We start from the raw sequence: 20737 nt of genomic DNA, 5'->3' as shown, positions 1-20737 counted from the left end.
CCTTGGGGATCGCCGGCTCTTCCCCCTTGAGATAGTGCAGCTACGCCCGGTTTCACCACCCAAGCGCTGCGGCCCGCACGGCGAAAACGGGACCGGATTGACGGCAGTCAACCGCCGATCTCAGCGCCGTTAGCCCCTTGCAATTGGCGGGCAGTTTGGGTCAGGTATCTGCCAAGTTAACACGCAATTGGCCGCCCCCCGGCGAAAACCCGGGTGCGGCCCTCATTATGTAGGCACACCGCCATGGAAAAAATCCCGATGACCCGCGACGGTCACACCGCGCTCGAAGTCGAACTTAAGCAGCTTAAAACGGTTGAACGCCCCGCCATCATCAAGGCCATCGCCGAGGCGCGCGAACATGGTGACCTGTCGGAAAACGCCGAATATCACTCGGCCAAGGAGAAGCAGTCTTTCATCGAAGGCCGCATCAAAGAGCTTGAAGGCGTGATCTCGCTCGCCGATGTGATTGACCCCAAGAAACTGTCGGGATCGATCAAATTCGGCGCCACGGTGACGCTGGTCGATGAGGACACGGACGAAGAGAAAACCTATCAGATCGTTGGCGAATATGAGGCCAATATCGAAAAGGGTCTTTTGAACATCAAATCCCCCATCGCGCGCGCGCTGATCGGCAAGGAAGAGGGTGATTCCGTCGAGGTGCGCACCCCCGGCGGGCAGAAATCCTATGAGGTTCTCAAGATCGTCTACGCTTGAACGGGAAAGCTGACATGGCAGAGCCCGACGCTTCCGCATCCCCTGAGCAAGCCCCCCGCGCCCCGCGCGGCGGGTCCGGCGCGGCACGGCCCACGCCGATGGGCATCTACGACCGGCCCAAGGCCAATAGCATCACCGAGATCGAGGTCATCGCAGGCGCGCTTTCGGCGCTCTGGCTGCTTGGCACGGCGATCTATTTCACCTTCATCGCCGCCGAGGTGCCCGAGGGCACGCCCGACAGCGGGCTGCGCGGGCTGTTGATCCTGCTGGTGGTGATCATGCCCGTCGCGATGATCTGGGTTGGGGCCACCGCCGCCCGCGCCGGGCGGGTCATGCGTGAGGAGAGCCAGCGTCTGCAAGCCGCGATCGACGCGATCCGGCATTCCTATATCTCGCAACAGCAGGGCAACAAACCGGCGGGCGAGGGCAGCATTGCCCGCAAGCTCGATGAACTCGCCGCCAGCGTCCGCAAGACCGAGATTGCGCTGGCCGGACTTCAGGGGCGCGATGCACCATCGCGCCCCGTCGATCCGGCCCCCGCGCCGACACCGCCCGCCGCAGAAGAGCAGCCGACGCTGGCGCTTGGCACGCAGGCGGGCGACAGCGCGCAGCCGCTTTCTGCCAAGGATTTCACCCGCGCCCTCAACTTCCCCGAAACGGCGGAGGATCAGGCCGGTTTCGACGCCCTGCGCCGCGCGTTGAAAGACCGGTCCGCCGCGCAGCTTGTACAGGCCGCGCAGGATGTGCTGACCCTGCTGAGCCAAGACGGCATTTATATGGACGACCTGCGCCCCGACCGCGCGCGCCCCGAAGTCTGGCGGCAATTCGCCAGCGGCGCGCGGGGCCGGACCATCGCGCCTTTGGGCGGCATTCGGGATCGCTCCTCGCTGGCGCTGGCCAATGCGCGGATGCGGCAAGACCCGATCTTCCGCGACGCCGCGCATCACTTCCTGCGCCGCTTCGATCGGACCTTTGCCGAGTTCGAGAAACAGGCCACGGATGAGGAAATCTCGATGCTGGCCGACACCCGCACCGCCCGCGCCTTCATGCTGTTGGGCCGCTGCGCGGGCACCTTCGATTGACGCGCGAGCCTAGCCGGTAAAACTGCCGTAGGGGATGAAACGGACGGTATCGCCCGGCGCGATGTCGCGGGCGGCCTCGTCCAATTCGACCAGCCCTTCGGCCCAACTGAGCCCGCTGATGCGCCCCGACCCTTCGGAGGCAAAGACCTCGGCCCGGCCATCGCGCATCCGCGCGCGCAGGTATTCCCGCCGCCCGGCCTTTTTGCGCTTCTCGAAGGCGGCAGGCACGTCGAAACCCTGCGGCTCTTGCCAGCCGCCCCCGGCCAACAGCGCCATGGCGGGCCGGGCGAAGATCAGCGAACAGACCATCGCCGCCACCGGATTGCCCGGCAGGCCAAAGACCGGCACCCCCTGCCACATTCCAAGCGCCAAGGGCCGCCCCGGTTTCACTGCGATCCGCCAAAGCTGCATCGCCCCCGCTTCGGTCAACAGGGCCGAGACGTGGTCTTCGTCCCCCGCCGATGCGCCGCCACTGGTGAGGATCACATCGACCTGCCCCGCCGCCGCGTCAAGCCGCGCGCGCAGCGCGGCGCGGTCGTCGGCCACGCGGCCCAGATCCACCGCCTCATGGCCAAATTCGGTGGCGAGTTGCAGCAGCATCGGGCGGTTGGCGTCGTAAATCTGCCCGGCGCGGGCCGCCGCGCCCATTTCGACCAATTCGTCCCCGGTTGAGATCACACCGACCTTGAGCCTTTTGCGCAAAGACACCTCAGCCACCCCGGCGGCAGCCAGAAGCGCCAGTTCCGCCGGGCCAATGCGGGTGCCTGCGGCGAGGATCACGTCGCCCGCCTGCACATCCTCCCCGGCCTCGCGGGTGTTGGCCCCCTGTTTGACCGGCCCGTGAAAGCGCAGCACGCCGCCCTCAGCGGTCACATCCTCTTGCAAGATGACGGTATCAACGCCTTCGGGCAGCGCCGCGCCGGTCAGTACACGGATCGCTTGCCCCGCAGGCACGGCTCCGGGGCGGTCGCCCGCCGCCGCGCGGCCCGGCACCAGCGGCATCTCATGCAGCCCCTCGTCCCGGCCCCCGGCAAAGCCATAGCCATCGACCGCCGTATTGGGCAGCGGCGGGTTGGCGCGGATGGCGGTCACATCTTCGGCCAAGACGCGCCCCCCGGCATCGGCAGCGGGGCATGGCTCGGCTCCTGTCACCGCGTGAAGCCGCCCACGCAGCAGGTCCAGCGCTTCATGCACCGGGGTCCAATGCACGCCGGGCGGCAGGGCGAAACAGTCGTTGCGCAGGGGCGGCGGCGCGGGTGTGGCGGGGGCCGCCGGAGTGGCGATCAGCCCGACCTCGCGCAGGATGAAATCGGCAATGGCGGCGGTGTCGTTCAGATCGAAAACGGGCCGATCCACCTCAAGCGGCACATCGCTGGCCAGCGCCCGCACCGTCGGATCATCCGGCGCGATCAACGGGTTTCCGGTCTCGGCCCGATGCGCTTCGACCTTCGGATGGCCGTCGCGTTTGCAGCCTTCGATCAGCACCAGATCGACGGGCGAGAGCCGCGCCAGATGCGCCTCCAACGGCGGCTCATCGGCCCCGCGCAGCTCATGCATCAGGGCAAAGCGCGCGCCCGAGGCCAAAAGCACCTCCCGCGCGCCCGCGATGCGGTGGCGGTGGCTGTCTTTGCCGGGGTGATCCACGTCGAAAGTGTGATGCGCGTGCTTGACGGTGGAGACGGTGAAGCCGCGGCCCGTGATCTCGGCCACCAGCCGCTCCATAAGCCCGGTCTTGCCTGCGTTTTTCCAACCGACGACGCCGTAAACCCTCATACCATCGCCTCTGCTTTCGCCAGATCTTCGGGCGTGTTCACGTTGAAGAAGGCCGCCTCATCGGGGAAGAGCGCCTCGCGCCCGTCGTGGCGTTCCGTCCAGAGCACCACCTTGCGCAGCCCCCCCGCCAAAGCGCTGCGCAGATCGTCGCGCAGCGCCACGGGCCAGAGGCCAAAGGTCGGATGCCGCGCCGTGCCGCGTTTGGCGTCCGGCGTGGCGGCGAGGGCCAGCGGATGAGCCATGCCATCGGCGGCCAGCAGCAGACGCGGCACCAGATCGCAAGGGAAGAAAGGCGTATCGGCGGCAGCGGTCACGATGCTTTCGGCCCCCTGTTCGGCGGCCCAGTCCAGCCCGGCGAGCACCCCCGCCAGCGGCCCGGCGAAGCCCTCGATACTATCGGCCAGCACCGGCAGGCCGAGGTCGGCAAACCGCGCCGGATCGCCATTGGCGTTGAGCGCCAGTCCCGCAACCTGCGGCTCCAGCCGGTCGATCACCGAGGACAGAAGCGTGCCCTGTCCCAGCGGCAGCAGCCCCTTGTCGCCGCCGCCCATACGGGTCGCCTGCCCGCCCGCCAGAATGACGCCAAGTGGTTGTTTCATGTGGTCAATCCTTCGCGCCCTTGCGCCCGCTTTTGCGCGGCTCTTCGGCCACGCTGGCCGGATCCGCATCGCGGATGAGCCGCCCCTCCCCGGCCAGACAGGTAAAGCGCTGCCCGCGCATCCGCCCAATCAGGGTCAGGTTCACCTGCTGCCCGATCTCCACCCCCCAAGCGGTAAAGCCCGAGCGGGACGCCAGCACCGGAATGCCCATCATCGCCGTCTTGATCACCATCTCAGAGGTCAGCCGCCCGGTGGTATAAAGCACCTTATCCTCGGCCCCGACCCCTTCGGAGAGCATCCAACCCGCGATTTTGTCGACCGCGTTGTGACGGCCCACATCCTCCATATAGACCAAAGGCCGGTCGCCTTGGCAGAGCACCGTGCCATGGATCGCCCCAGCCTCCAGATAGAGGCTCGGCGTGCGGTTGATCTTGGCCGCCAGCGCATAGAGGTCGGATGTGCGCACCGGCGTGTTGGGCAGGCTCACCTCCGCCAGCCCCTCCATCATATCGCCAAAGACGGTGCCCACGGCGCAACCGCTGGTACGGGTCTTGCGCTGCATCTTGTCTTCGTAATCGGTGGCCCGTTTGGTCCGGACGACGACAGTCTCAAGCTCTTCGTCATAGTCGACGCCAGTGATCTCTTCGTCCGGTCGCAGCATCCCCTGATTGCGCAGGAACCCAAGCGCCAGATAGGCCGGATAGTCGCCAATGGTCATGGCGGTCACGATCTCTTGCCGGTTGAGGAATATCGTCAGGGGGCGCTCTTCGACCACATTGATCGCCACTTCGGCCCCGGTGTGATCCACGCCAGAGACGCTGCGCGTCAGCCGAACAGCAGTCGGATCCGGGGCGATCAGATAATTGCTAAGTTCATTGTCTCGGGCCAATTGTATCCCCCTGCGGTTAGGTCTAAGCCTTTGACATTATATTTAAGAGTTCGCCATGGCCATCACCACCACCAAATCCGCCTATCGCAAAGGGATCGTTGACGCGCTGCCCTTTGTGCTGGTGATCATCCCCTTTGCCTCGCTCTTTGGCCTATTGGCGACCGAGGCCGGGTTGAACGTGTTCGAAACGCTGACCTTTTCTATCGTGGTGATCGCCGGGGCCGCGCAGTTCACGGCGCTGCAACTGCTGCAAGAAGACGTGCCCACGGCGATCATCCTCGCCTCTGCTCTGGCGGTGAACCTGCGCATGGCGATGTATTCGGCCTCTCTCACCCCGTGGATCGGCGGCGCGCCGCTGTGGCAGCGAGCGCTGGCGGCCTATATGACGGTCGATCAATCCTATGTGGCGGCGATGACGCAATATGAGCGCGACCCTGAGATGACGGTGCCGCAGCGCATGGCCTATTTCTTTGGGACCGTGACGCCGGTGGTGCCGCTTTGGTATGTCTTCACGCTGATCGGCGCGATGGTCGGCTCCAGCGTGCCCGAAAGCTGGGCGCTGGACTTCGCCATTCCGATCACCTTCCTTGCCATGATCGCGCCGATGTTCCGCACGCTGGCCCATGTGGCAGCGGCGGTCGTGGCGGTGGTCGTGAGCCTTTTCGCCGTTGAGGTGCCCTATGCGCTTGGGCTGATCATCGCAGGGCTCGCGGGCATGATCACCGGTGCGCAGGTCGAGGCATGGATGGAACGGCGCAAACCGGGGAGCATGGCACGATGATCGATAGAACCGCACTCTGGGTCGTGATCATCGGCCTCGGGCTGGGCAGCTTTTTCCTGCGCTTTGTCTTTACCGGATTGGTCGGCAACAAACAGATGCCCGCGTGGCTTCTGCGGCATCTGCGCTATACTGCCGTGGCGATTCTGCCCGCGCTGGTGGCCCCGCAGGTGATCTGGCCTTCGGCCACCGGGGGGCAGTTCGACCTGCCGCGCGTCACTGCGGCGGCGGTGACATTGGGCGTGGGACTGGTGACCAAGAACGTCCTCGCCGCGATCCTGTCGGGGGCCGCGGCGCTTTATGGGATGCTCTATCTGGTGGGGTAAGCGCGGGCGCTACTGCTGGGCCAGTTGCGCCGCGCGCAGGGCGTCGATCACGTCGCCCTCATCGTCTTCGTAGTACTTCGTCGTGGTAACGCCCGGCAGCGTCTCGAACCGCTCTTGCAGCTTGACGGGATAGAAGGTCGACCCGACGCTTTGAAACCCGGGCAGCTGACTTAGAATGCCGCTGGTGGCGCTGGCGCAAAAGGCACCGGGCACCGCGCCGTTGGAGGTCACCAACTGAAGCGCGCGTTCGCCCACTTCGGGGCTGACGGGGATTTCCTGAATGACCACATGAAAGGTGCTGCGGGCATGGGCGGATTTATAGGCCTGCAACCAAGCGGGCGTCACACCGTAGAGCACATCGCCACGCTCGGCCATGCGCCCGTCCCGAAAGGATCCCGCGGGGTCAAAGATCACCCGTTGCGAGCCGTTCACCATCAGCGCGCTATGGCCGCCGCTGCCGGTGCGGTTGTTCACCATGGTCATCAATGTGAGGGAGGGCGGCTCGGGCGCGCGGTAGGCTGCACGCGCCACAACGTCGGGCGGGCTATCGGGGCTTTGATCCACCGAACAGCCAGCCAGAACGCCAACAAGTGCAATCGACGCTAAGAGAGTTCTCAAACCGTTACCCTCGCGCCTAGGGATAGGACGTGATCAACCGGCAAAGATCGCCAGCAGAACAAGAATCACGAGGATGACGACGGTGCCGCGTGTCACGAAGGACATGAATCCGTCAAAGGTCTTTTGCTGCGCTTCGTAGTTCATGCTGCCGTGTTCATGTTCAGCCATTTTCGTCTCCCTAAGACAATTTGTTGGCGCTGATTAACCTATTCGCATCACCCTGTCACGGGGGGATGATGCGCAGAAAACCATACTAGCTTTGCGCAGAACCACGCGCTATAGGGGAATCTTACACTTCCCCGCACGTTATAGAGTCTCTCAGGTTTCGTCGTCTTCCAGATCGGCGACCAGCCGAAAGCCGATCCGTTGTGGCGCGGCATCCGGCACCTTTTTCGGCAAGGCCCGCAGCATCACGTTCAACTGCCCCACATGCTGCACCAGTTGCGCCCGCGCCCCTGCTGGATCGACGCCGTAAAAGGTGATGATATCGGGGTCGAAATAGCCCATGCCTTCGATCCGCAGCACCCCGGCGTCGCCCCCGGCAAAGCCGATCGCCGCCTCATGATCGTTGTCGAGCTTTTCCTCGAAATTCTTGAGATAAAGCACCACCCGCTCATAGGCCCATTGGGCGGGGGATTTCTGCTTCACCGGCTTGTCGGTGACGGATTTGGGCAGGGGTTGGTCGCCAGACTTGGGCTGATCCGCGCCGGTGTGCACCTCATGCATGCGCGGCAATGCCGCAGCCTCATAGGCCTCGGCCGCCGTTTTCACCTCATCGCCCATCGCTCACCCCTTGCGCTGATACACCCATGCGCCGTCTGCCTCACGCAGCACGCGCGTGGCCTCTCCGGCCTGGTAAAGGTGGCTCAGATGGGCGACGGCTTCAACCAGCGCGAGGCCATATTCCGCCTCACCGATGCTGCGTTTGAACAGCGGCGCGAAACATTCCGAGGCCGATTTCGGCGTGTCGATATAGGCCAGCAGGCGGCGCAGGGCGCTATGATGGTTTTCGATCAACTGCTTCAGCCGCGTCGGCAAGCCGGTGAAGGGCAGCTTGTGCCCGCCAAGCACCAGATGATCCTCCCGCGCCAAGGGGACGAAACGCTCGCAAGCCTCCAGCCATTCGCCGATGGGATCGGCCATCGGCTCGGTCGGGTAGACGCCGATGTTGGGGCTGATGGAGGGCAGAATCTGATCCCCCGCGATCACCAGATTGTCATCGCGGCTCCAAAAGGTCGCGTGTTCGGGGGCGTGGCCATTGCCGATATGCACCTCCCAATCGCGCCCGCCCATGCGGATCACATCGCCCTGCCGGAGCCGCGTGAACCCCAGCGGCAGCGGGGCCACCACATCGGCGAAATTGAAAGGCCGCTCGCTGGCGCGTTTGTCATAGAGCGCCGACGCCATCCCCGCTTTGCGGTAGAACGCAAGGGCTTCGGCGACCGGCACCTCTTGGACATCGAGCGTCAGCATCCGCGCGGTCAACCACGCGGTGCGCGTGGTGACCAGTTCCGCCCCGAACTCGGTCTGCAACCACCCGGCAAGGCCAACGTGATCGGGGTGGTGGTGAGTAACGACCACGCGCGAGATCGGCTTGCCGCCAAGCGGCCCTGCCATCAGCCCGCGCCAAATCTCCTCGGCCCGGCGTGAGGCAAAGCCCGTGTCGATCACCGTCCAGCTATCGCCCTCGTCCAAGGCATAGACATTGACGTGATCCAGCTTCATCGGCAGCGGCAGGCGGAACCAAAGCACCCCCGGCGCCACCTCCATCGCCTCCCCCTCGGCGGGCGGCACCTCCCAAGGATAGCGCAGCCCCTTGGGCGTTTTCGGCTCGGCGGCGGAGAGGGTGGCCTGCTCTGTCATCAGCTTCTCAGGTCTTCGACATCAAGCGCATAGAGGTCTTCTGCCCCGGCCTGCGCATGGGCCAACAAGCCCTGATGCTCGGGCAAAAGACGTTGGATATAGAACCGCGCCAGCTTGGCCCGCGCATCGCCCGCGCCGGCGGCCTTCTCGGCCATGGCGGCTTGCAGATGCAGATGACCGCCCAGCACGCGGGCGAAGGCGCGCAGATAGGGGACGGCACCGGCGAAACGGGCGTTCATGTCCTTCTGCGCGGTCATCCACTCGGTCGCCTCGCGCAGGGTCTCGCTCGCCTGCCAGACCGCATCGGCCATGCGCGGGAAAGGGCCGCGGGCGGATTCGGCATGAGCTTCGATCTCATCCAAGAGCCGGTTCGCCGCCTCGCCGCCATCCATCATCTTGCGGCCCACAAGGTCCATCGCCTGAATGCCGTTGGTGCCCTCGTAGATCGCGGTCACGCGCACATCGCGGCTGAACTGCGCCGCGCCGGTTTCTTCGATAAAGCCCATGCCGCCATGCACCTGCACGCCCATCTCGGCGACGCTGATGCCCACGTCGGTGCCGAATGCCTTGGTGATCGGGGTGAGGAACGCGGCCCGCGCGCCCCATTCATCCCCCTGCCCGGCGCGCGCCATATCGCTGGCATAGGCACAGCTCAGCGCAATCGCGCGGGAGGCAAAGATATCGGCCTTCATGCTCAAAAGCATCCGGCGCACATCGGCGTGATCAACGATGGTGCCGGTGCCGCCTTCGACGGGGGAACGGCCCTGCTTGCGCTCCAGCGCGTAGTCCAGCGCCAGTTGATAGGCCCCTTCGGCAGCCCCGATGCCCTGTTCGCCGACACCAAGGCGCGCGTTGTTCATCATGGTGAACATCGCCGCCATACCGCCACCTTCGCGGCCCACCAGCCAGCCGGTGGCCTTGTCATATTGCATGACCGCGGTGGGCGATCCGTGCAGGCCCATCTTATGCTCAAGGCTGACCACATTCACACCATTGCGCTGGCCCGGCGCGCCATTCTCATCGGGGATGAACTTCGGCACGAGGAAAAGGCTGATCCCCTTGGTCCCCGCAGGTGCACCCGGCAGGCGCGCAAGAACCAGATGGCAGACATTGCCTGCAAAATCATTGTCGCCCCAAGAAATGTAGATCTTCTGACCAGAGACCGCATAAGTCCCGTCGCCATTGTCTTCGGCCCGGCTGCTCAGCGCGCCTACGTCCGAACCGGCCTGCGGCTCCGTCAGGTTCATCGTGCCGGTCCATTCGCCCGAGATCAGCTTGGGCAGGTACAATTCCTTGATCGCGTCGCTCGCGTGGTGCTCCAGCGCTTCGATCTGGCCTTGGCTCATCAGGGGGGCGAGTTGCAGCGACAGGCAAGCGCCGCTCATCATCTCGTTGACCGCGCTGGTCAGGGTCATCGGCAAGCCCATGCCGCCAAACTCCGGGTCCGCCGACATGCCGATCCAGCCGCCCTCGGCAATCGCGGCGAAACCTTCGGCAAACCCGGGAGAAGTGCGCAGGACGCCGTTTTCCAGCTTTGCGGGGTGCAAATCCCCGCCCCGTTGCAGCGGCGCCAGCACGTCATCGCAAAGCCGTCCGGCCTCTGACAGGATCGCGCCGGTGACGTCTTCACTGGCCTCAGCGAAACGGTCGGTGCTGCGAAGCGTTGCGAAATCCAACACGTCCTCGATCAGAAAACGGTAGTCATCCACGGCGGCGCGGTACGGCATATCATATCCTCCTGAAAGGCGCGCTTGTTCTGGCAAGCCTGACATGGCCCTGATAAAGGCTGGTTTATGTTGCTGCCAGCATGAAATGCCCGGCCGCCCCCCGCAACCCAAACGCGGCGTCACGGGATGCTGCATGATCCGACAGGCCGAAACACCCGATGACCCAGCCGACCGAGACCCTGACCGCCACGCCCCAAGGCATCGCCCGCGCGGCACGCCTGCTGCAAGACGGCGCGCTGGTCGCCCTGCCGACGGAGACGGTTTACGGCCTGGGCGCGGATGCCCGCAACGGTGAGGCCGTGGCGGGTATTTACGCCGCCAAGGGGCGGCCCAGTTTCAACCCGCTGATCGTGCATCTGCCGGATATCGACACCGCGAAACGCTATGTCAACTGGACCAAGGAGGCCGACCGGCTGGCGCAGGCCTTCTGGCCCGGCGCGCTCACGCTGGTCTTGCCGCTGAAGCCCGACAGCGGGCTGTCGTCGCTGGTCACGGCGGGGCTGCCGAGCCTTGCAGTGCGGGTGCCCGCCCACCCCGCCATGCGGCAGGTCTTGCAGGAACTCGGTGGGCCGGTCGCCGCGCCCTCGGCCAACCCGTCGGGCAAGATCAGCGCGACCACGGCGGATCATGTGCGGGCGGGCCTCGACGGTAAGATCGCGGCGGTGCTGGACGACGGTGCCTGCCCCGTTGGATTGGAAAGCACGATCATCGGCCTGACCGGCCCCCACCCCGCCCTGCTGCGCGCAGGCGGCCTGCCGAGCGAGGCGATCGAGGCTGCGCTTGGCCAAAGGCTGGAGGTTGTCGATGGGGCCGAGATCATCGCGCCGGGGCAGCTCGCCTCGCATTACGCGCCCGGCGCGGCGGTACGGCTGAATGCGCGAACGGCGGGGCCGGGTGAAGTGCTTCTTGGGTTTGGCGAGATGATCTGCGATCTCAACCTCTCCCCCTCCGGCGATCTGACCGAGGCGGCGGCGAAACTGTTCGACCACCTGCACCAGTTGGACGCCACCGGTCAGACCATCGCCGTGGCGCCGATCCCCGATCAAGGGCTGGGCCGTGCGATCAACGACCGATTGGCCCGCGCCGCAGCACCGCGTTAGGCGTGCCCGGCTGAGGCCGACAGCCCCAAGGGGTCGATCCCTAGCGTCTTGAGCGCAGCGCCCCATTTCTCGGGGTCCGGCAGGTCGAAGATCACCTCAGGCGAAGCTTCGCAGGTCAGCCATCCGTTCTGGGCGATCTCACCCTCCAACTGCCCCGGCCCCCAGCCTGCATAGCCCAGCATCAACTGCGCCTGCGCCGGGCCCTTGCCGGTGGCGATGTCTTCGAGGATGTCGCGGGTGGTGGTCAGGGCGATGCCATCGCCCACGCGCAGCGTCTCAATGGCCGAGCGGTATTCGTCGGAATGCAGCACAAAGCCGCGCCCGGTCTCGACCGGCCCGCCGAAATGCACGGCCAGCGATTTGGCCTGCGGCGGCGTGTCTTCGACCAGTTGATCCAGCACATCCGACAGGCGCAGTTCCGGGGCAGGTTTGTTGACGATCAACCCCATCGCCCCCTGTTCGGAATGCGCGGAAAGATAGATCACCGAATGCGCGAAACGCGGATCGCCCATGCCCGGCATCGCGACCAGCAGCTTGCCCGTCAGTTCCATCGTCTGCCCCGTCAACGCCCACCTCCTGAAGGTAACCTTTCTTTGAACATGGCCGCTTGCGCCCCACAAAACAAGAGAGGCGCCCCACCGTCCGCCGCATCAGCGAAACATGGATGATGCAAATGTGACTTGGCAGGCGCGGATGGATACCGCATCAAGACCGCATGACCATATCGCGCTTCTTTTCCGCCCTTCTCTCCTGTCTCGCCCTCATCCTGCCCGCCGCGGCGCAGGATGCTGTCGGCACGCCCTTGCAGGGCGATCTGCTCACTGGTTGGCAGCAGTCTGACGGGCGGCGGGTGGCGGCGATACGGCTGCGCATGGCACCGGGGTGGAAGACCTATTGGCGCAGCCCCGGTGACGCGGGCATTCCGCCGGAGTTCGATTGGTCCGGCTCGGACAACCTGCGCGATGTGCAGATCACATGGCCCGCGCCCAAGGTCTTTGACCAAGGCGGGGTGAACTCCATCGGCTATGCCCGCGAGGTGATCTTGCCGCTGACCATTACCCCGCGCAGCCCCGGTGCGCCGGTGACATTAGACACCAGCATCGACCTTGGCGTCTGCAGCGACATCTGCCTGCCGCAGACCATCCACCTGCGCGCCCTGCTTGACACCCGCGACAGCAAGCCCACCCCGGCCATCGCCGCCGCCTTTGCCGCGCGGCCCTATTCCGGGGCCGAAGCTGGTCTGAAAAGCGCCCATTGTAGTCTGCGCCCCACCGCGCGTGGGCTGGAGATCGAAACCCGGCTGGCCCTGCCCTCTGCCGGGGGTAAGGAGACCGTGGTGATCGAACCCGGCAATCCCAACATGTGGATGAGCGAGACAGTGAGCCAGCGGTCGGGCAATACGCTTATCGCCAGCGGTGAGATGATCGCCGAGAATGGCACCGCGCTGGCGCTCGACCGCTCCGCCATTCGGATCACGGTGATTGGCAAGAACCACGCGGTCGAGGTGACGGGCTGCACCACGGGCTAAACCCGCGCGCTACTTGCGGCGCTGATGCTCGTCCAGCCGCGGCATGATCTCGACGAAGTTGCAGGGCATGTGGCGGTAGTCCAACTGTTTCAGAAGGATACCGTCCCACGCATCTTTACAGGCACCCGGGCTGCCCGGCAGCGCAAATAGATATGTCCCCTGCGCCACGCCGCCCGTCGCACGGCTTTGCACCGCGCTGGTGCCGATCTTCTCCATTGAGATCATGGTGAAGACCGTGCCGAAGGCGTCGATCTCTTTCTCATAGACATCGCGGTGCGCCTCGACCGTCACGTCGCGCCCCGTGAGGCCAGTGCCGCCGGTGCTGATTACCACGTCAATCTCAGGGTCCGCGCACCAGTCGCGCAGTTGCGCCGCGATGGCGGGGCGGTCGTCGGTCACGATCTCGCGGGCGGCCAGCACATGGCCCGCCGCTTCAATCCGCGCGACCAATACATCGCCCGAGCGGTCTTCGGCCAAGCTGCGGCTGTCCGAAACGGTCAGCACAGCGATTCTTACGGGGATGAACGCCCGGCTGTCATCGATCCTGCTCATGTCCGCTCCATCATTGCCAAACGCCCGGCCATTGCCACGAAAATACCGCTGCTGATCCAGCCGAGCACACGCCCGCCCCCAGCCAGCCGCCGCCCGATGCCAGCGGCAAATACCCCAACCGCGCCGTTGATGACGAAACCGCCCAGAGCCAGCACCGCACCAAAGGTCAGGAACTGCGCCAAGACCGGCCCGGCCTCGGGCACAACGAATTGCGGCAGGAAGGCCAGCACGAAAAGGATCACCTTGGGGTTCGTCAGATTGACGGCGAAACCGGTGTTGAAAGCGCGCCAACCGCCCATGCCGGGCGTCGTATCGCGCGGCTTTCCAGCCTGCCGCAGCGTTTGCACCGCAAGCCAGAGCAGATAGGCCACGCCGAGCCAGCGGATCATGTCCAGCGCCCAAGGCAGCGCCGCGACGACCGCGCCCAGCCCCAACCCGGCCAAAGCCACATGCACCAGCACGCCCGCCGAAATCCCCGCGCTCGCCGCCAATGCGGCGCGCGGGCCCGAACGCAGCCCCTGCCCAAGGCAGAACATCATATCCGCCCCCGGCGTGAGGTTCAGCGCCAAGGCGGCGGGCACGAAGGCCAGAAGGGTCAGCGCATCAACCATCGCGCAGCTTGGCCTGAACGCTAAGCAAATCGGCCCAAGCCTCGCGCTTGGCCTCGGGATTGCGCAGCAGGTAGCCGGGATGCACCATCGGCATGCAAGAAAGATCGGCGGCCTTGGTCCAATTGCCGCGCAGCCGCATGATGCTGCGTTTTTCCAAAAGCGACTGACAAGACCAATTGCCAAAGAGCACCAGAACCTTGGGTTTGGCCAATTCGATATGACGCTGCACAAAGGGGCGCATCATCGCGATCTCATCTGGCTTTGGGTCGCGCCCCTGCGGCGTGCGCCACGGCAGGATGTTCGACAGATAGACATTGCGGTCGCGCCCCATGTCGATCGCCGCCAGCATCCGATCGAGCATCTGACCCGCCCGCCCCACGAAGGGCTTGCCCGCGCGGTCTTCGTCCCGGTCGGGGGATTCGCCCAAGATCATCAGCGGCGCGCCGGGCACCCCATCGGCGAAAACCAGATTGCGCGCGCCCTTGTGCAGCTCGCAATGCTCGAACCCTTGGATCGCGGCGCGCAGCTCTTCCAATGTCTGCGCGGACTGCGCGGCGCGGCGGGCCAGCGCCACCGGGTCGGGTTGCTCAGAGGCTTGCAGGGGCTGCGGCCCTTTGGCCAGTTTGGCGCTGGCCTTGGGCGGGCTTGCGGGCACCTCATAGCGGTTGACCGGCGCGTCGCAGATCGCCTCGGTCGCGCCAAGCTCGACCTGCCACGCCAGCATCTCTGCCGCCTGATGATAATCGAATGATTCCATGACCCGCAGCTTACGCCCTGAGGGCGGGGGGCGAAATGCCCTATCGCTGCGCTTTACGCGCCAAGGCACCCGCGCCTATAAGGCGGCAACAGCAGAAGGGATCGCCACCATGTCATTCGCCCATCGCCACCTGCTTGGCATCGAGCAGCTCTCGCAATCCGACATTACCACCCTTCTGGACTTGGCCGACACCTATGCCGACCGGAACCGCCAGCCGAACAAACATTCCGACGCGCTGCGCGGGCTGACGCAGATCAACATGTTTTTCGAGAACTCCACCCGCACGCAGGCGAGTTTCGAGATCGCGGGCAAACGTCTTGGCGCAGATGTGATGAATATGGCTATGCAGGCCAGTTCAATCAAAAAGGGTGAGACGCTGATCGACACGGCGATGACGCTGAACGCCATGCACCCAGATCTGCTGGTGGTACGGCACCCCCAGTCCGGCGCGGTGGACCTGCTGGCCCAAAAGGTGAATTGCGCCGTGCTGAACGCAGGCGACGGGCGGCACGAACACCCCACGCAGGCGCTGCTGGACGCGCTGACGATCCGCCGCGCCAAGGGGCGGCTGCACCGGCTCAGCATCGCCATCTGCGGCGACATCGCGCATAGCCGTGTGGCGCGGTCGAACATCCTCTTGCTGGGCAAGATGGAAAACCGCATCCGCCTTGTCGGCCCGCCGACCCTGATGCCCAGCCAGATCGACCAATTCGGCGTCGAGGTCTTCGACGACATGAAAAAGGGGCTCGAAGGTGTCGATGTGGTGATGATGCTGCGGCTTCAGAAAGAGCGGATGGATGGCGGCTTTATCCCGTCGGAGCGCGAGTATTACCACCGCTATGGGCTGGATGCCGAAAAGCTCGCCCATGCCAGCCCCGACGCCATCGTCATGCACCCCGGCCCGATGAACCGCGGGGTGGAGATTGACGGCACTTTGGCCGACGACATCAACCGTTCCGTCATTCAGGATCAGGTCGAGATGGGCGTCGCCGTGCGCATGGCCGCGATGGACCTGCTGGCGCGCAACCACATCGCCGCCCAACCCGGCGCGGCCTGACCGGAACCCCGACGGGCCAAGCGGCGTTTTCCTGAGAACAGTCAAAGGAAGCCGTCATGCCCCATACAGAAGTCGCCCCGCAAGAAGCTGGCAAGGTCCGCGTCTATGCCCTCTCCCTCTCGGATGCCGAAGCGCGGGCGATGCGCGATGATGAGACCGCTCAGGCCGCGGCCCTCGGGGTCGAACGGATCGACGCGGCCTATACAGAGGTCTTCCGGGTGGCCGACCTCGATCAACTGGGGCTTGCGGGCTATCTGCGCGATGGCAATGGCGTAAAACCCGAGCAGATCGAGACGGACCGCAGCAAGCTTGCCGCGCTCGATGGTTGGGTGATGATCGTCTATTCCCGCGCCTTCGCCGGGCAATCGCTGCAACTGGCCCCGATCCCGGCGCTGACCCATATCGGCACCTATACCGAAGGCGGCCCCGACACACCGGTGCAGGCGATGGAGGCCGAAGCCGCCCAGCCCTACACCGGCATCCCCCGCGTCGCCCCGTCCGAGCCCGCCAAGGGCGGCGGCGGCAAGACCATGGTGATCGTCGCCGTGGCCGTACTGATCCTGCTGATTATTTGGTGGCTGCTGGCCTAAGCGCGAAAACCGCTGGCCCCCTTGGGGCTGGCGGGCTACATCTGGCCCATGCAAGAACCTGAACACGATCCGAAAATGTCTGGCCGCATCGCCATGGTCGCCCTTTTGGTGGCCTTTTGCGTGGTCGGGTTGATGATTTGGATTGGCGGCTAGCGGCGCGTGCGCCGCGCCCGCGCCCAAAAGACCGCTTGGTTTGGGGGGCGATTTGGGGCATGACAGCGGCGCATCCGCTATCGCACCAAAGGCCCGCCCATGACCCAGTTCTTCACCAATCTGCGCCTTCTCGACCCTCAGGCTGGCACGCTTGAGCCTGCTGCGGTTCTGGTCCGCAACGGGGTGATTGCCGAGGTTTTGGGCGATGGGGCCACAACGCCCGAGGGCGCGGAACTGGTTGATTGCGGTGGTCATATCCTCGCCCCCGGCATTATCGACATTGGCGTGAAAGTTTGCGAACCGGGTGAGCGGCACAAGGAGAGCTACCGCTCTGCAGGGCTGGCGGCAGCAGCGGGCGGGGTGACCACCATGGTCACGCGCCCGGACACCGATCCGGCCATCGACAGCCCCGAGACGCTGGAATTTGTCACCCGCCGCGCCAATGAGGCAGCACCGGTGAACGTCGTGCCCATGGCCGCGCTGACCAAGGGCCGCGAGGGGCGCGAGATGACCGAGATCGGCTTTCTGATGGACGCCGGCGCCGCTGCCTTCACCGATTGCGACCGCGTGGTGACGGATACCAAGGTCTTCTCCCGCGCGCTCACTTATGCCCGCAGCCTCGGCGCGCTGGTCATCGCCCACCCGCAGGATCCGGGGCTGAGCAAGGGGGCGACCGTCACCTCTGGCAAATTCGCCTCATTGCGCGGCTTACCTGCCGTCTCGCCCATGGCCGAGCGGATGGGGCTGGACCGCGACATCGCCCTCATTGAGATGACCGGCGCGCGCTACCACGCCGACCAGATCACCACCGCCCGCGCCCTGCCCGCGCTGGAACGCGCCAAGCGCAACGGGCTCGACATCACCGCCGGTGTCGGCATTCACCACCTCACGCTGAACGCACTCGACGTGGCCGACTACCGCACCTTCTTCAAGGTGAAGCCGCCGCTGCGCGATGAGGAAGACCGCCTTGCCGTGGTCGAAGCCGTGGCCAGCGGCCTGATCGACATCATCTGCTCCATGCACACCCCGCAGGACGAAGAGAGCAAACGCCTGCCCTTCGAGGAGGCCGCCAGCGGCGCGGTGGGGCTGGAGACGCTGCTGCCCGCCGCGATGCGTCTGGTCCATGCCGAGATGATGGACCTGCCCACGCTCTGGCGCGCGCTGTCGCTGAACCCGGCCAAACGCCTCGGCCTGCCCGGCGGGCGGATTGCCGTGGGGGCGCCTGCGGATATGGTGCTGTTCAACCCCGACGCGCCCTTCGTGCTGGACCGCGCGACGCTGCGGTCGAAATCCCGCAACACGCCCTTTGACGGGATGCGGATGCAGGGTAAGGTCGTGGCAACTTATGTAGCAGGTTCCTGCGTTTACGAGGCGAATTGATGCCCCCAATCGAGACTTCCGTTGAATTGATCCTTTTCTGGGCGCTGGCAGGCTATGTCATCGGCTCTATCGCCTTTGGCATGTTGCTGGCGCGGCTAATGGGGCTAGGCAACCTGCGCAGCATAGGATCGGGCAATATCGGCGCGACCAACGTGCTGCGCACCGGCAACAAGAAGGCGGCGGCGCTGACCCTGTTGCTGGACGGTGCCAAAGGGGCCGTGGCGGTGCTGCTGGCCCGCGCCTTCGCGGGCGAGGATGCGGCGCAGGCGGCGGCGCTTGGCGCGATGATCGGCCATTGCTACCCGGTCTGGCTAGGCTTTCGCGGCGGCAAGGGTGTGGCGACCTTTCTGGGCCTCATGCTGGCGCTGGCTTGGCCCGTCGGGCTGGCCTGCTGTGCGGTCTGGCTGGCGACGGCGGCACTCTCGCGCATCTCGTCCCTATCCGCACTGGCGGCGGCAGCAAGCTCGACCTTCCTGCTGGTCTTCCTTGGCTACGGGGAAATGCTGCTTTTGGGCATCGCCCTGACATTGCTGATCTTTTGGCGTCACCGCGACAATATCCGCCGGATCCGCGCAGGCACGGAATCGCGCATCGGCCAGAAAGGCTGACACCGCCCGAGGGCGGCATCAGCCTCTTTCCCGTTCAGTAGGAATATTCCGCGTAGATACGGCTCAGATCGCCGTTCCAGGGGCCGTGGTAATCCGCCAACAGATCGTCAGCAGGCACGCGGCCCGTCTCGATGCTGTCGCGCAGGGCGTTGAGGAAATGCGTCTCGTCCGGCACCAGCCCACCGGCACCAGGACGGGCGCGGGCTTTCAGCCCCGCCTCTGACAGGGCCACGGCCTCGCGCGCCAGATCATGCATCTTGAGCCCGCCCACCTCAGCCTGAAGGCCGTGGGTGGAGGCGGCGATGCGCAACTCTTCCCGTGTCTCGGCATCCCAGCCTTTGACCAGATCCCACGCCCCATCCAGCGCGCTTTGGTCATACATCAACCCCACCCAGAAGGCCGGCAGGGCACAGAGCCGCCGCCACGGGCCGCCATCAGCGCCGCGCATCTCAATGAACTTCTTGACCCGCGCTTCGGGGAAGAGCGTGGTCAGGTGGTCGGCCCAATCGCTCAGCGTCGGCTTCTCGCCGGGCAGCGCGGGCAACTCGCCTTTCAAAAAGTCGCGGAAGGACTGGCCAAGCGCGTCGATATACTTGCCGTCGCGGTAGACGAAATACATCGGCACATCGAGCGCGTATTGCACCCAAGCCTCAAAGCCGAAGCCCTCATCGAAAACGAAGGGGATCATGCCCGTACGCGCGTCATCCAGATGCCGCCAGACCAGACCGCGGGTGGATTTCACGCCGTTGGGCTTGCCGTCGAGGAAGGGGGAATTGGCGAAAAGCGCATTGGCGATGGGCTGCATCGCCACGGCGACGCGCATCTTCTGCACCATGTCGGCCTCGCTCGCGAAGTCCAGGTTGACCTGAACGGTACAGGTGCGGCGCATCATGGTGGTGCCCATGGTGCCGACCTTTTGCATATAGCCGTCCATCAGCTTGTAGCGGCCCTTGGGCATCAGGTCCATCTGCTCATGCGACCATTCGGGCGCGGCCCCCAGACCGATGAAACCGACGCCGATCTCATCCGCCACGTCTTTCACCTCGCGCAGGTGGGTGTTCACCTCATCGCAGGTCTCGTGAATGGTCTCGACCGGGGCGCCCGAGAGTTCCAACTGGCCGCCCGGCTCAAGGCTGATGTTGGCCCCGTCTTTCTCAAGCCCGATCAGCTTGCCACCCTCTTCGACAGGGGACCAATTGTGGCGGTCGCGCAGCCCTTCCAGCATCACCCGGATCGAGCGTTCCCCCTCATAGGGGAGCGGTTTGAGCGTGTCCTTGCAATAGCCGAACTTCTCATGCTCGGTGCCGATGCGCCACTGCTCGCGCGGCTTGCAGCCGTCCGCCAGATACTGCGCCATCTGGTCGTGATGTTCGATCGGGCCGCCGCCGGATTGAGGAATGGACATATGCGAGGGCTCCGTTTTGAAGGATCGTCTTGGGTGTCTTCTAAGTTGTCGACGTGGCGTCGCGTCTAGCAGGGATGGGCGGATTTGCCGGGGCTGTCAATGCAGCAAGACATGCGCCGGGCGCAGCTGCGCGCGCTCCCAGATCACAACGGCGTCATGGCGGGTCTTGCGTAGCTCAAAGAGCATCCTCTCGGTGCGCAGGCCCGGCAGGGCGGCGAAAGCATCAAACAGCGCCTCGGAGCCTGCGGCGTTCACCGGGATCAACAAAGGCTTCTCATCGTCGCGCGGCTCAAGCCGCCAATGGGCCGGAAACATCTGCCGGTCGAGGCTCAGCCGCTGCAACTCGCGCAGGGCGACCGTGCCGCCGGTCAGCGGGCCAAAGTAGGTGATCTGCCCTTCGACGACCTGCACCGCGCCCGCGCCATCGCCCTGCCCGCGAAAGCGCGCGCGTTGCACACCAAGCCAGATCAGCGCGGCACCGCCTGCCAGCGCCGCATAGCCCGGCACCGCCAGCAGGAACCCCGGCCCCGCGACCAGCCAAAGGCCAAGGCCCATCAGCCCGCCGCCGACAATCGCTTCGCGCCAGCGCCAAAGCTGATCGCGAGCGCCTTGGCGCAGGAAACTCAT

At 65.3% G+C, this 20737-nt stretch carries 24 protein-coding genes; 10 read left to right on the top strand and 14 right to left on the bottom strand.

What is annotated here, in order from left to right; genetic code table 11:
- Nucleotides 1-243 precede the first annotated feature (243 nt).
- Both greA and ACGYLA_RS11100 read left to right on the top strand, forming a co-directional pair.
- Nucleotides 244-714: a transcription elongation factor GreA gene (gene greA / locus ACGYLA_RS11105; protein ID WP_067268537.1), complete on the top strand. Its 471-nt coding sequence runs from the start codon at nucleotides 244-246 to the stop codon at nucleotides 712-714.
- A 14-nt stretch (nucleotides 715-728) separates the two neighbouring features.
- Entirely contained in the window at nucleotides 729-1796 is a 1068-nt protein-coding gene (locus tag ACGYLA_RS11100; protein WP_394432429.1) for a hypothetical protein, read from the top strand.
- Nucleotides 1797-1805: 9 nt separating this feature from the next.
- Here the strand turns inward: ACGYLA_RS11100 and ACGYLA_RS11095 are convergent, their stop codons facing one another.
- Genes ACGYLA_RS11095 through ACGYLA_RS11085 form a run of 3 tightly spaced genes read right to left on the bottom strand, consistent with a single transcriptional unit; the run spans nucleotide 1806 to nucleotide 5057 of the window.
- Nucleotides 1806-3569, bottom strand: a complete 1764-nt coding sequence (locus ACGYLA_RS11095; protein ID WP_394432427.1) for a bifunctional molybdopterin-guanine dinucleotide biosynthesis adaptor protein MobB/molybdopterin molybdotransferase MoeA — start codon at nucleotides 3567-3569, stop codon at nucleotides 1806-1808.
- Nucleotides 3566-4168: a molybdenum cofactor guanylyltransferase MobA gene (mobA, locus tag ACGYLA_RS11090; RefSeq protein ID WP_394432425.1), complete on the bottom strand. Its 603-nt coding sequence runs from the start codon at nucleotides 4166-4168 to the stop codon at nucleotides 3566-3568. Before mobA ends, ACGYLA_RS11095 begins: the two co-directional genes overlap by 4 nt.
- 4 nt (nucleotides 4169-4172) lie before the next feature.
- Nucleotides 4173-5057, bottom strand: coding sequence for a formate dehydrogenase accessory sulfurtransferase FdhD (locus ACGYLA_RS11085; protein ID WP_394432423.1), 885 nt, complete (start codon nucleotides 5055-5057; stop codon nucleotides 4173-4175).
- 55 nt (nucleotides 5058-5112) lie between these two features.
- On the opposite strand from ACGYLA_RS11085, the gene ACGYLA_RS11080 reads away from it, so the two are divergent.
- Nucleotides 5113-5838 carry an AzlC family ABC transporter permease gene (locus ACGYLA_RS11080; RefSeq protein ID WP_394432421.1) on the top strand — a complete coding sequence of 242 codons (726 nt, stop codon included), beginning with the start codon at nucleotides 5113-5115 and terminating at the stop codon, nucleotides 5836-5838.
- Nucleotides 5835-6161, top strand: a complete 327-nt coding sequence (locus ACGYLA_RS11075) for an AzlD domain-containing protein (protein ID WP_067265610.1) — start codon at nucleotides 5835-5837, stop codon at nucleotides 6159-6161. The genes ACGYLA_RS11080 and ACGYLA_RS11075 overlap by 4 nt, the downstream gene beginning before the upstream one ends.
- Before the next feature lie 9 nt (nucleotides 6162-6170).
- Here the strand turns inward: ACGYLA_RS11075 and ACGYLA_RS11070 are convergent, their stop codons facing one another.
- The 5 genes from ACGYLA_RS11070 to ACGYLA_RS11050 all read right to left on the bottom strand — a co-directional run bounded on the left by ACGYLA_RS11070 (nucleotide 6171) and on the right by ACGYLA_RS11050 (nucleotide 10369).
- A complete protein-coding gene (locus ACGYLA_RS11070; protein WP_394432418.1) occupies nucleotides 6171-6779 on the bottom strand; it encodes a hypothetical protein in 609 nt (202 codons plus the stop codon).
- 33 nt (nucleotides 6780-6812) lie between these two features.
- Nucleotides 6813-6947 carry an aa3-type cytochrome c oxidase subunit IV gene (locus ACGYLA_RS11065; RefSeq protein ID WP_394432416.1) on the bottom strand — a complete coding sequence of 45 codons (135 nt, stop codon included), beginning with the start codon at nucleotides 6945-6947 and terminating at the stop codon, nucleotides 6813-6815.
- Between the two features lie 150 nt (nucleotides 6948-7097).
- A complete protein-coding gene (locus ACGYLA_RS11060) occupies nucleotides 7098-7562 on the bottom strand; it encodes a DUF6173 family protein (RefSeq protein ID WP_394432414.1) in 465 nt (154 codons plus the stop codon).
- Nucleotides 7563-7565: 3 nt separating this feature from the next.
- Nucleotides 7566-8642, bottom strand: coding sequence for an MBL fold metallo-hydrolase (locus ACGYLA_RS11055; protein ID WP_394432412.1), 1077 nt, complete (start codon nucleotides 8640-8642; stop codon nucleotides 7566-7568).
- On the bottom strand, nucleotides 8642-10369 hold the full coding sequence (locus ACGYLA_RS11050) for an acyl-CoA dehydrogenase (protein WP_394432410.1): 1728 nt from the start codon (nucleotides 10367-10369) through the stop codon (nucleotides 8642-8644). Before ACGYLA_RS11050 ends, ACGYLA_RS11055 begins: the two co-directional genes overlap by 1 nt.
- 158 nt (nucleotides 10370-10527) lie before the next feature.
- Here ACGYLA_RS11050 and ACGYLA_RS11045 point away from each other — a divergent pair, with 158 nt between their 5' ends.
- Nucleotides 10528-11469: an L-threonylcarbamoyladenylate synthase gene (locus tag ACGYLA_RS11045; protein ID WP_394432408.1), complete on the top strand. Its 942-nt coding sequence runs from the start codon at nucleotides 10528-10530 to the stop codon at nucleotides 11467-11469.
- Here the strand turns inward: ACGYLA_RS11045 and ACGYLA_RS11040 are convergent.
- Nucleotides 11466-12020, bottom strand: coding sequence for a YqgE/AlgH family protein (locus ACGYLA_RS11040; protein WP_067265595.1), 555 nt, complete (start codon nucleotides 12018-12020; stop codon nucleotides 11466-11468). The two genes, ACGYLA_RS11045 and ACGYLA_RS11040, sit on opposite strands and share 4 nt — an antisense overlap.
- Nucleotides 12021-12184: 164 nt before the next feature.
- Here ACGYLA_RS11040 and ACGYLA_RS11035 point away from each other — a divergent pair, with 164 nt between their 5' ends.
- Nucleotides 12185-12997 (top strand): protein-disulfide reductase DsbD domain-containing protein, encoded by an 813-nt coding sequence (locus ACGYLA_RS11035; RefSeq protein WP_394432406.1) that lies wholly within the window; start codon nucleotides 12185-12187, stop codon nucleotides 12995-12997.
- Nucleotides 12998-13006: 9 nt separating this feature from the next.
- Here the strand turns inward: ACGYLA_RS11035 and moaB are convergent, their stop codons facing one another.
- Genes moaB through ACGYLA_RS11020 form a run of 3 tightly spaced genes read right to left on the bottom strand, consistent with a single transcriptional unit; the run spans nucleotide 13007 to nucleotide 14917 of the window.
- Nucleotides 13007-13549, bottom strand: coding sequence for a molybdenum cofactor biosynthesis protein B (gene moaB / locus ACGYLA_RS11030; RefSeq protein ID WP_394411562.1), 543 nt, complete (start codon nucleotides 13547-13549; stop codon nucleotides 13007-13009).
- Nucleotides 13546-14160 carry a LysE family translocator gene (locus ACGYLA_RS11025; protein ID WP_394432403.1) on the bottom strand — a complete coding sequence of 205 codons (615 nt, stop codon included), beginning with the start codon at nucleotides 14158-14160 and terminating at the stop codon, nucleotides 13546-13548. Before ACGYLA_RS11025 ends, moaB begins: the two co-directional genes overlap by 4 nt.
- On the bottom strand, nucleotides 14153-14917 hold the full coding sequence (locus ACGYLA_RS11020; protein WP_271688207.1) for a uracil-DNA glycosylase family protein: 765 nt from the start codon (nucleotides 14915-14917) through the stop codon (nucleotides 14153-14155). Before ACGYLA_RS11020 ends, ACGYLA_RS11025 begins: the two co-directional genes overlap by 8 nt.
- Before the next feature lie 109 nt (nucleotides 14918-15026).
- Between ACGYLA_RS11020 and ACGYLA_RS11015 the strand changes: the two genes are divergently transcribed.
- The 4 genes from ACGYLA_RS11015 (at nucleotide 15027) to plsY (ending at nucleotide 18705) form a co-directional block, all read left to right on the top strand.
- A complete protein-coding gene (locus tag ACGYLA_RS11015; protein ID WP_067265620.1) occupies nucleotides 15027-15974 on the top strand; it encodes an aspartate carbamoyltransferase catalytic subunit in 948 nt (315 codons plus the stop codon).
- Nucleotides 15975-16030: 56 nt separating this feature from the next.
- Nucleotides 16031-16564, top strand: coding sequence for a hypothetical protein (locus tag ACGYLA_RS11010; protein WP_394432401.1), 534 nt, complete (start codon nucleotides 16031-16033; stop codon nucleotides 16562-16564).
- Nucleotides 16565-16816: 252 nt separating this feature from the next.
- On the top strand, nucleotides 16817-18097 hold the full coding sequence (pyrC, locus tag ACGYLA_RS11005) for a dihydroorotase (protein ID WP_394432399.1): 1281 nt from the start codon (nucleotides 16817-16819) through the stop codon (nucleotides 18095-18097).
- Nucleotides 18097-18705 (top strand): glycerol-3-phosphate 1-O-acyltransferase PlsY, encoded by a 609-nt coding sequence (gene plsY / locus ACGYLA_RS11000; protein WP_209218309.1) that lies wholly within the window; start codon nucleotides 18097-18099, stop codon nucleotides 18703-18705. The genes pyrC and plsY overlap by 1 nt, the downstream gene beginning before the upstream one ends.
- Nucleotides 18706-18739: 34 nt before the next feature.
- On the opposite strand, the gene ACGYLA_RS10995 is transcribed toward plsY, so the two are convergent.
- Both ACGYLA_RS10995 and ACGYLA_RS10990 read right to left on the bottom strand, forming a co-directional pair.
- Nucleotides 18740-20110 (bottom strand): glutamate--cysteine ligase, encoded by a 1371-nt coding sequence (locus ACGYLA_RS10995; RefSeq protein WP_271688211.1) that lies wholly within the window; start codon nucleotides 20108-20110, stop codon nucleotides 18740-18742.
- A gap of 96 nt (nucleotides 20111-20206) precedes the next feature.
- Nucleotides 20207-20737: a hypothetical protein gene (locus ACGYLA_RS10990; RefSeq protein WP_394432396.1), complete on the bottom strand. Its 531-nt coding sequence runs from the start codon at nucleotides 20735-20737 to the stop codon at nucleotides 20207-20209.

It is taken from the genome of Sulfitobacter sp. 1A13679, assembly GCF_043557115.1.
GTDB classification, from domain to species: domain Bacteria; phylum Pseudomonadota; class Alphaproteobacteria; order Rhodobacterales; family Rhodobacteraceae; genus Sulfitobacter; species Sulfitobacter faviae.
The sequence above is the reverse complement of the archived record's forward strand: the minus strand, read 5'-3'. Positions and strand labels throughout refer to the sequence as shown.

Excerpts from the sequence above, each read along its gene's own strand:
- greA (WP_067268537.1), top strand. The coding sequence starts at position 244 with ATGGAAAAAATCCCGATGACCCGCGACGGTCACACCGCGCTCGAAGTC.
- ACGYLA_RS11100 (WP_394432429.1), top strand. The coding sequence starts at position 729 with ATGGCAGAGCCCGACGCTTCCGCATCCCCTGAGCAAGCCCCCCGCGCC.
- ACGYLA_RS11095 (WP_394432427.1), bottom strand. The coding sequence starts at position 3,569 with ATGAGGGTTTACGGCGTCGTCGGTTGGAAAAACGCAGGCAAGACCGGG.
- mobA (WP_394432425.1), bottom strand. The coding sequence starts at position 4,168 with ATGAAACAACCACTTGGCGTCATTCTGGCGGGCGGGCAGGCGACCCGT.
- ACGYLA_RS11080 (WP_394432421.1), top strand. The coding sequence starts at position 5,113 with ATGGCCATCACCACCACCAAATCCGCCTATCGCAAAGGGATCGTTGAC.
- ACGYLA_RS11075 (WP_067265610.1), top strand. The coding sequence starts at position 5,835 with ATGATCGATAGAACCGCACTCTGGGTCGTGATCATCGGCCTCGGGCTG.
- ACGYLA_RS11065 (WP_394432416.1), bottom strand. The coding sequence starts at position 6,947 with ATGGCTGAACATGAACACGGCAGCATGAACTACGAAGCGCAGCAAAAG.
- ACGYLA_RS11060 (WP_394432414.1), bottom strand. The coding sequence starts at position 7,562 with ATGGGCGATGAGGTGAAAACGGCGGCCGAGGCCTATGAGGCTGCGGCA.
- ACGYLA_RS11055 (WP_394432412.1), bottom strand. The coding sequence starts at position 8,642 with ATGACAGAGCAGGCCACCCTCTCCGCCGCCGAGCCGAAAACGCCCAAG.
- ACGYLA_RS11050 (WP_394432410.1), bottom strand. The coding sequence starts at position 10,369 with ATGCCGTACCGCGCCGCCGTGGATGACTACCGTTTTCTGATCGAGGAC.
- ACGYLA_RS11045 (WP_394432408.1), top strand. The coding sequence starts at position 10,528 with ATGACCCAGCCGACCGAGACCCTGACCGCCACGCCCCAAGGCATCGCC.
- ACGYLA_RS11040 (WP_067265595.1), bottom strand. The coding sequence starts at position 12,020 with ATGGAACTGACGGGCAAGCTGCTGGTCGCGATGCCGGGCATGGGCGAT.
- ACGYLA_RS11035 (WP_394432406.1), top strand. The coding sequence starts at position 12,185 with ATGACCATATCGCGCTTCTTTTCCGCCCTTCTCTCCTGTCTCGCCCTC.
- moaB (WP_394411562.1), bottom strand. The coding sequence starts at position 13,549 with ATGAGCAGGATCGATGACAGCCGGGCGTTCATCCCCGTAAGAATCGCT.
- ACGYLA_RS11025 (WP_394432403.1), bottom strand. The coding sequence starts at position 14,160 with ATGGTTGATGCGCTGACCCTTCTGGCCTTCGTGCCCGCCGCCTTGGCG.
- ACGYLA_RS11020 (WP_271688207.1), bottom strand. The coding sequence starts at position 14,917 with ATGGAATCATTCGATTATCATCAGGCGGCAGAGATGCTGGCGTGGCAG.
- ACGYLA_RS11015 (WP_067265620.1), top strand. The coding sequence starts at position 15,027 with ATGTCATTCGCCCATCGCCACCTGCTTGGCATCGAGCAGCTCTCGCAA.
- ACGYLA_RS11010 (WP_394432401.1), top strand. The coding sequence starts at position 16,031 with ATGCCCCATACAGAAGTCGCCCCGCAAGAAGCTGGCAAGGTCCGCGTC.
- pyrC (WP_394432399.1), top strand. The coding sequence starts at position 16,817 with ATGACCCAGTTCTTCACCAATCTGCGCCTTCTCGACCCTCAGGCTGGC.
- plsY (WP_209218309.1), top strand. The coding sequence starts at position 18,097 with ATGCCCCCAATCGAGACTTCCGTTGAATTGATCCTTTTCTGGGCGCTG.
- ACGYLA_RS10995 (WP_271688211.1), bottom strand. The coding sequence starts at position 20,110 with ATGTCCATTCCTCAATCCGGCGGCGGCCCGATCGAACATCACGACCAG.
- ACGYLA_RS10990 (WP_394432396.1), bottom strand. The coding sequence starts at position 20,737 with ATGAGTTTCCTGCGCCAAGGCGCTCGCGATCAGCTTTGGCGCTGGCGC.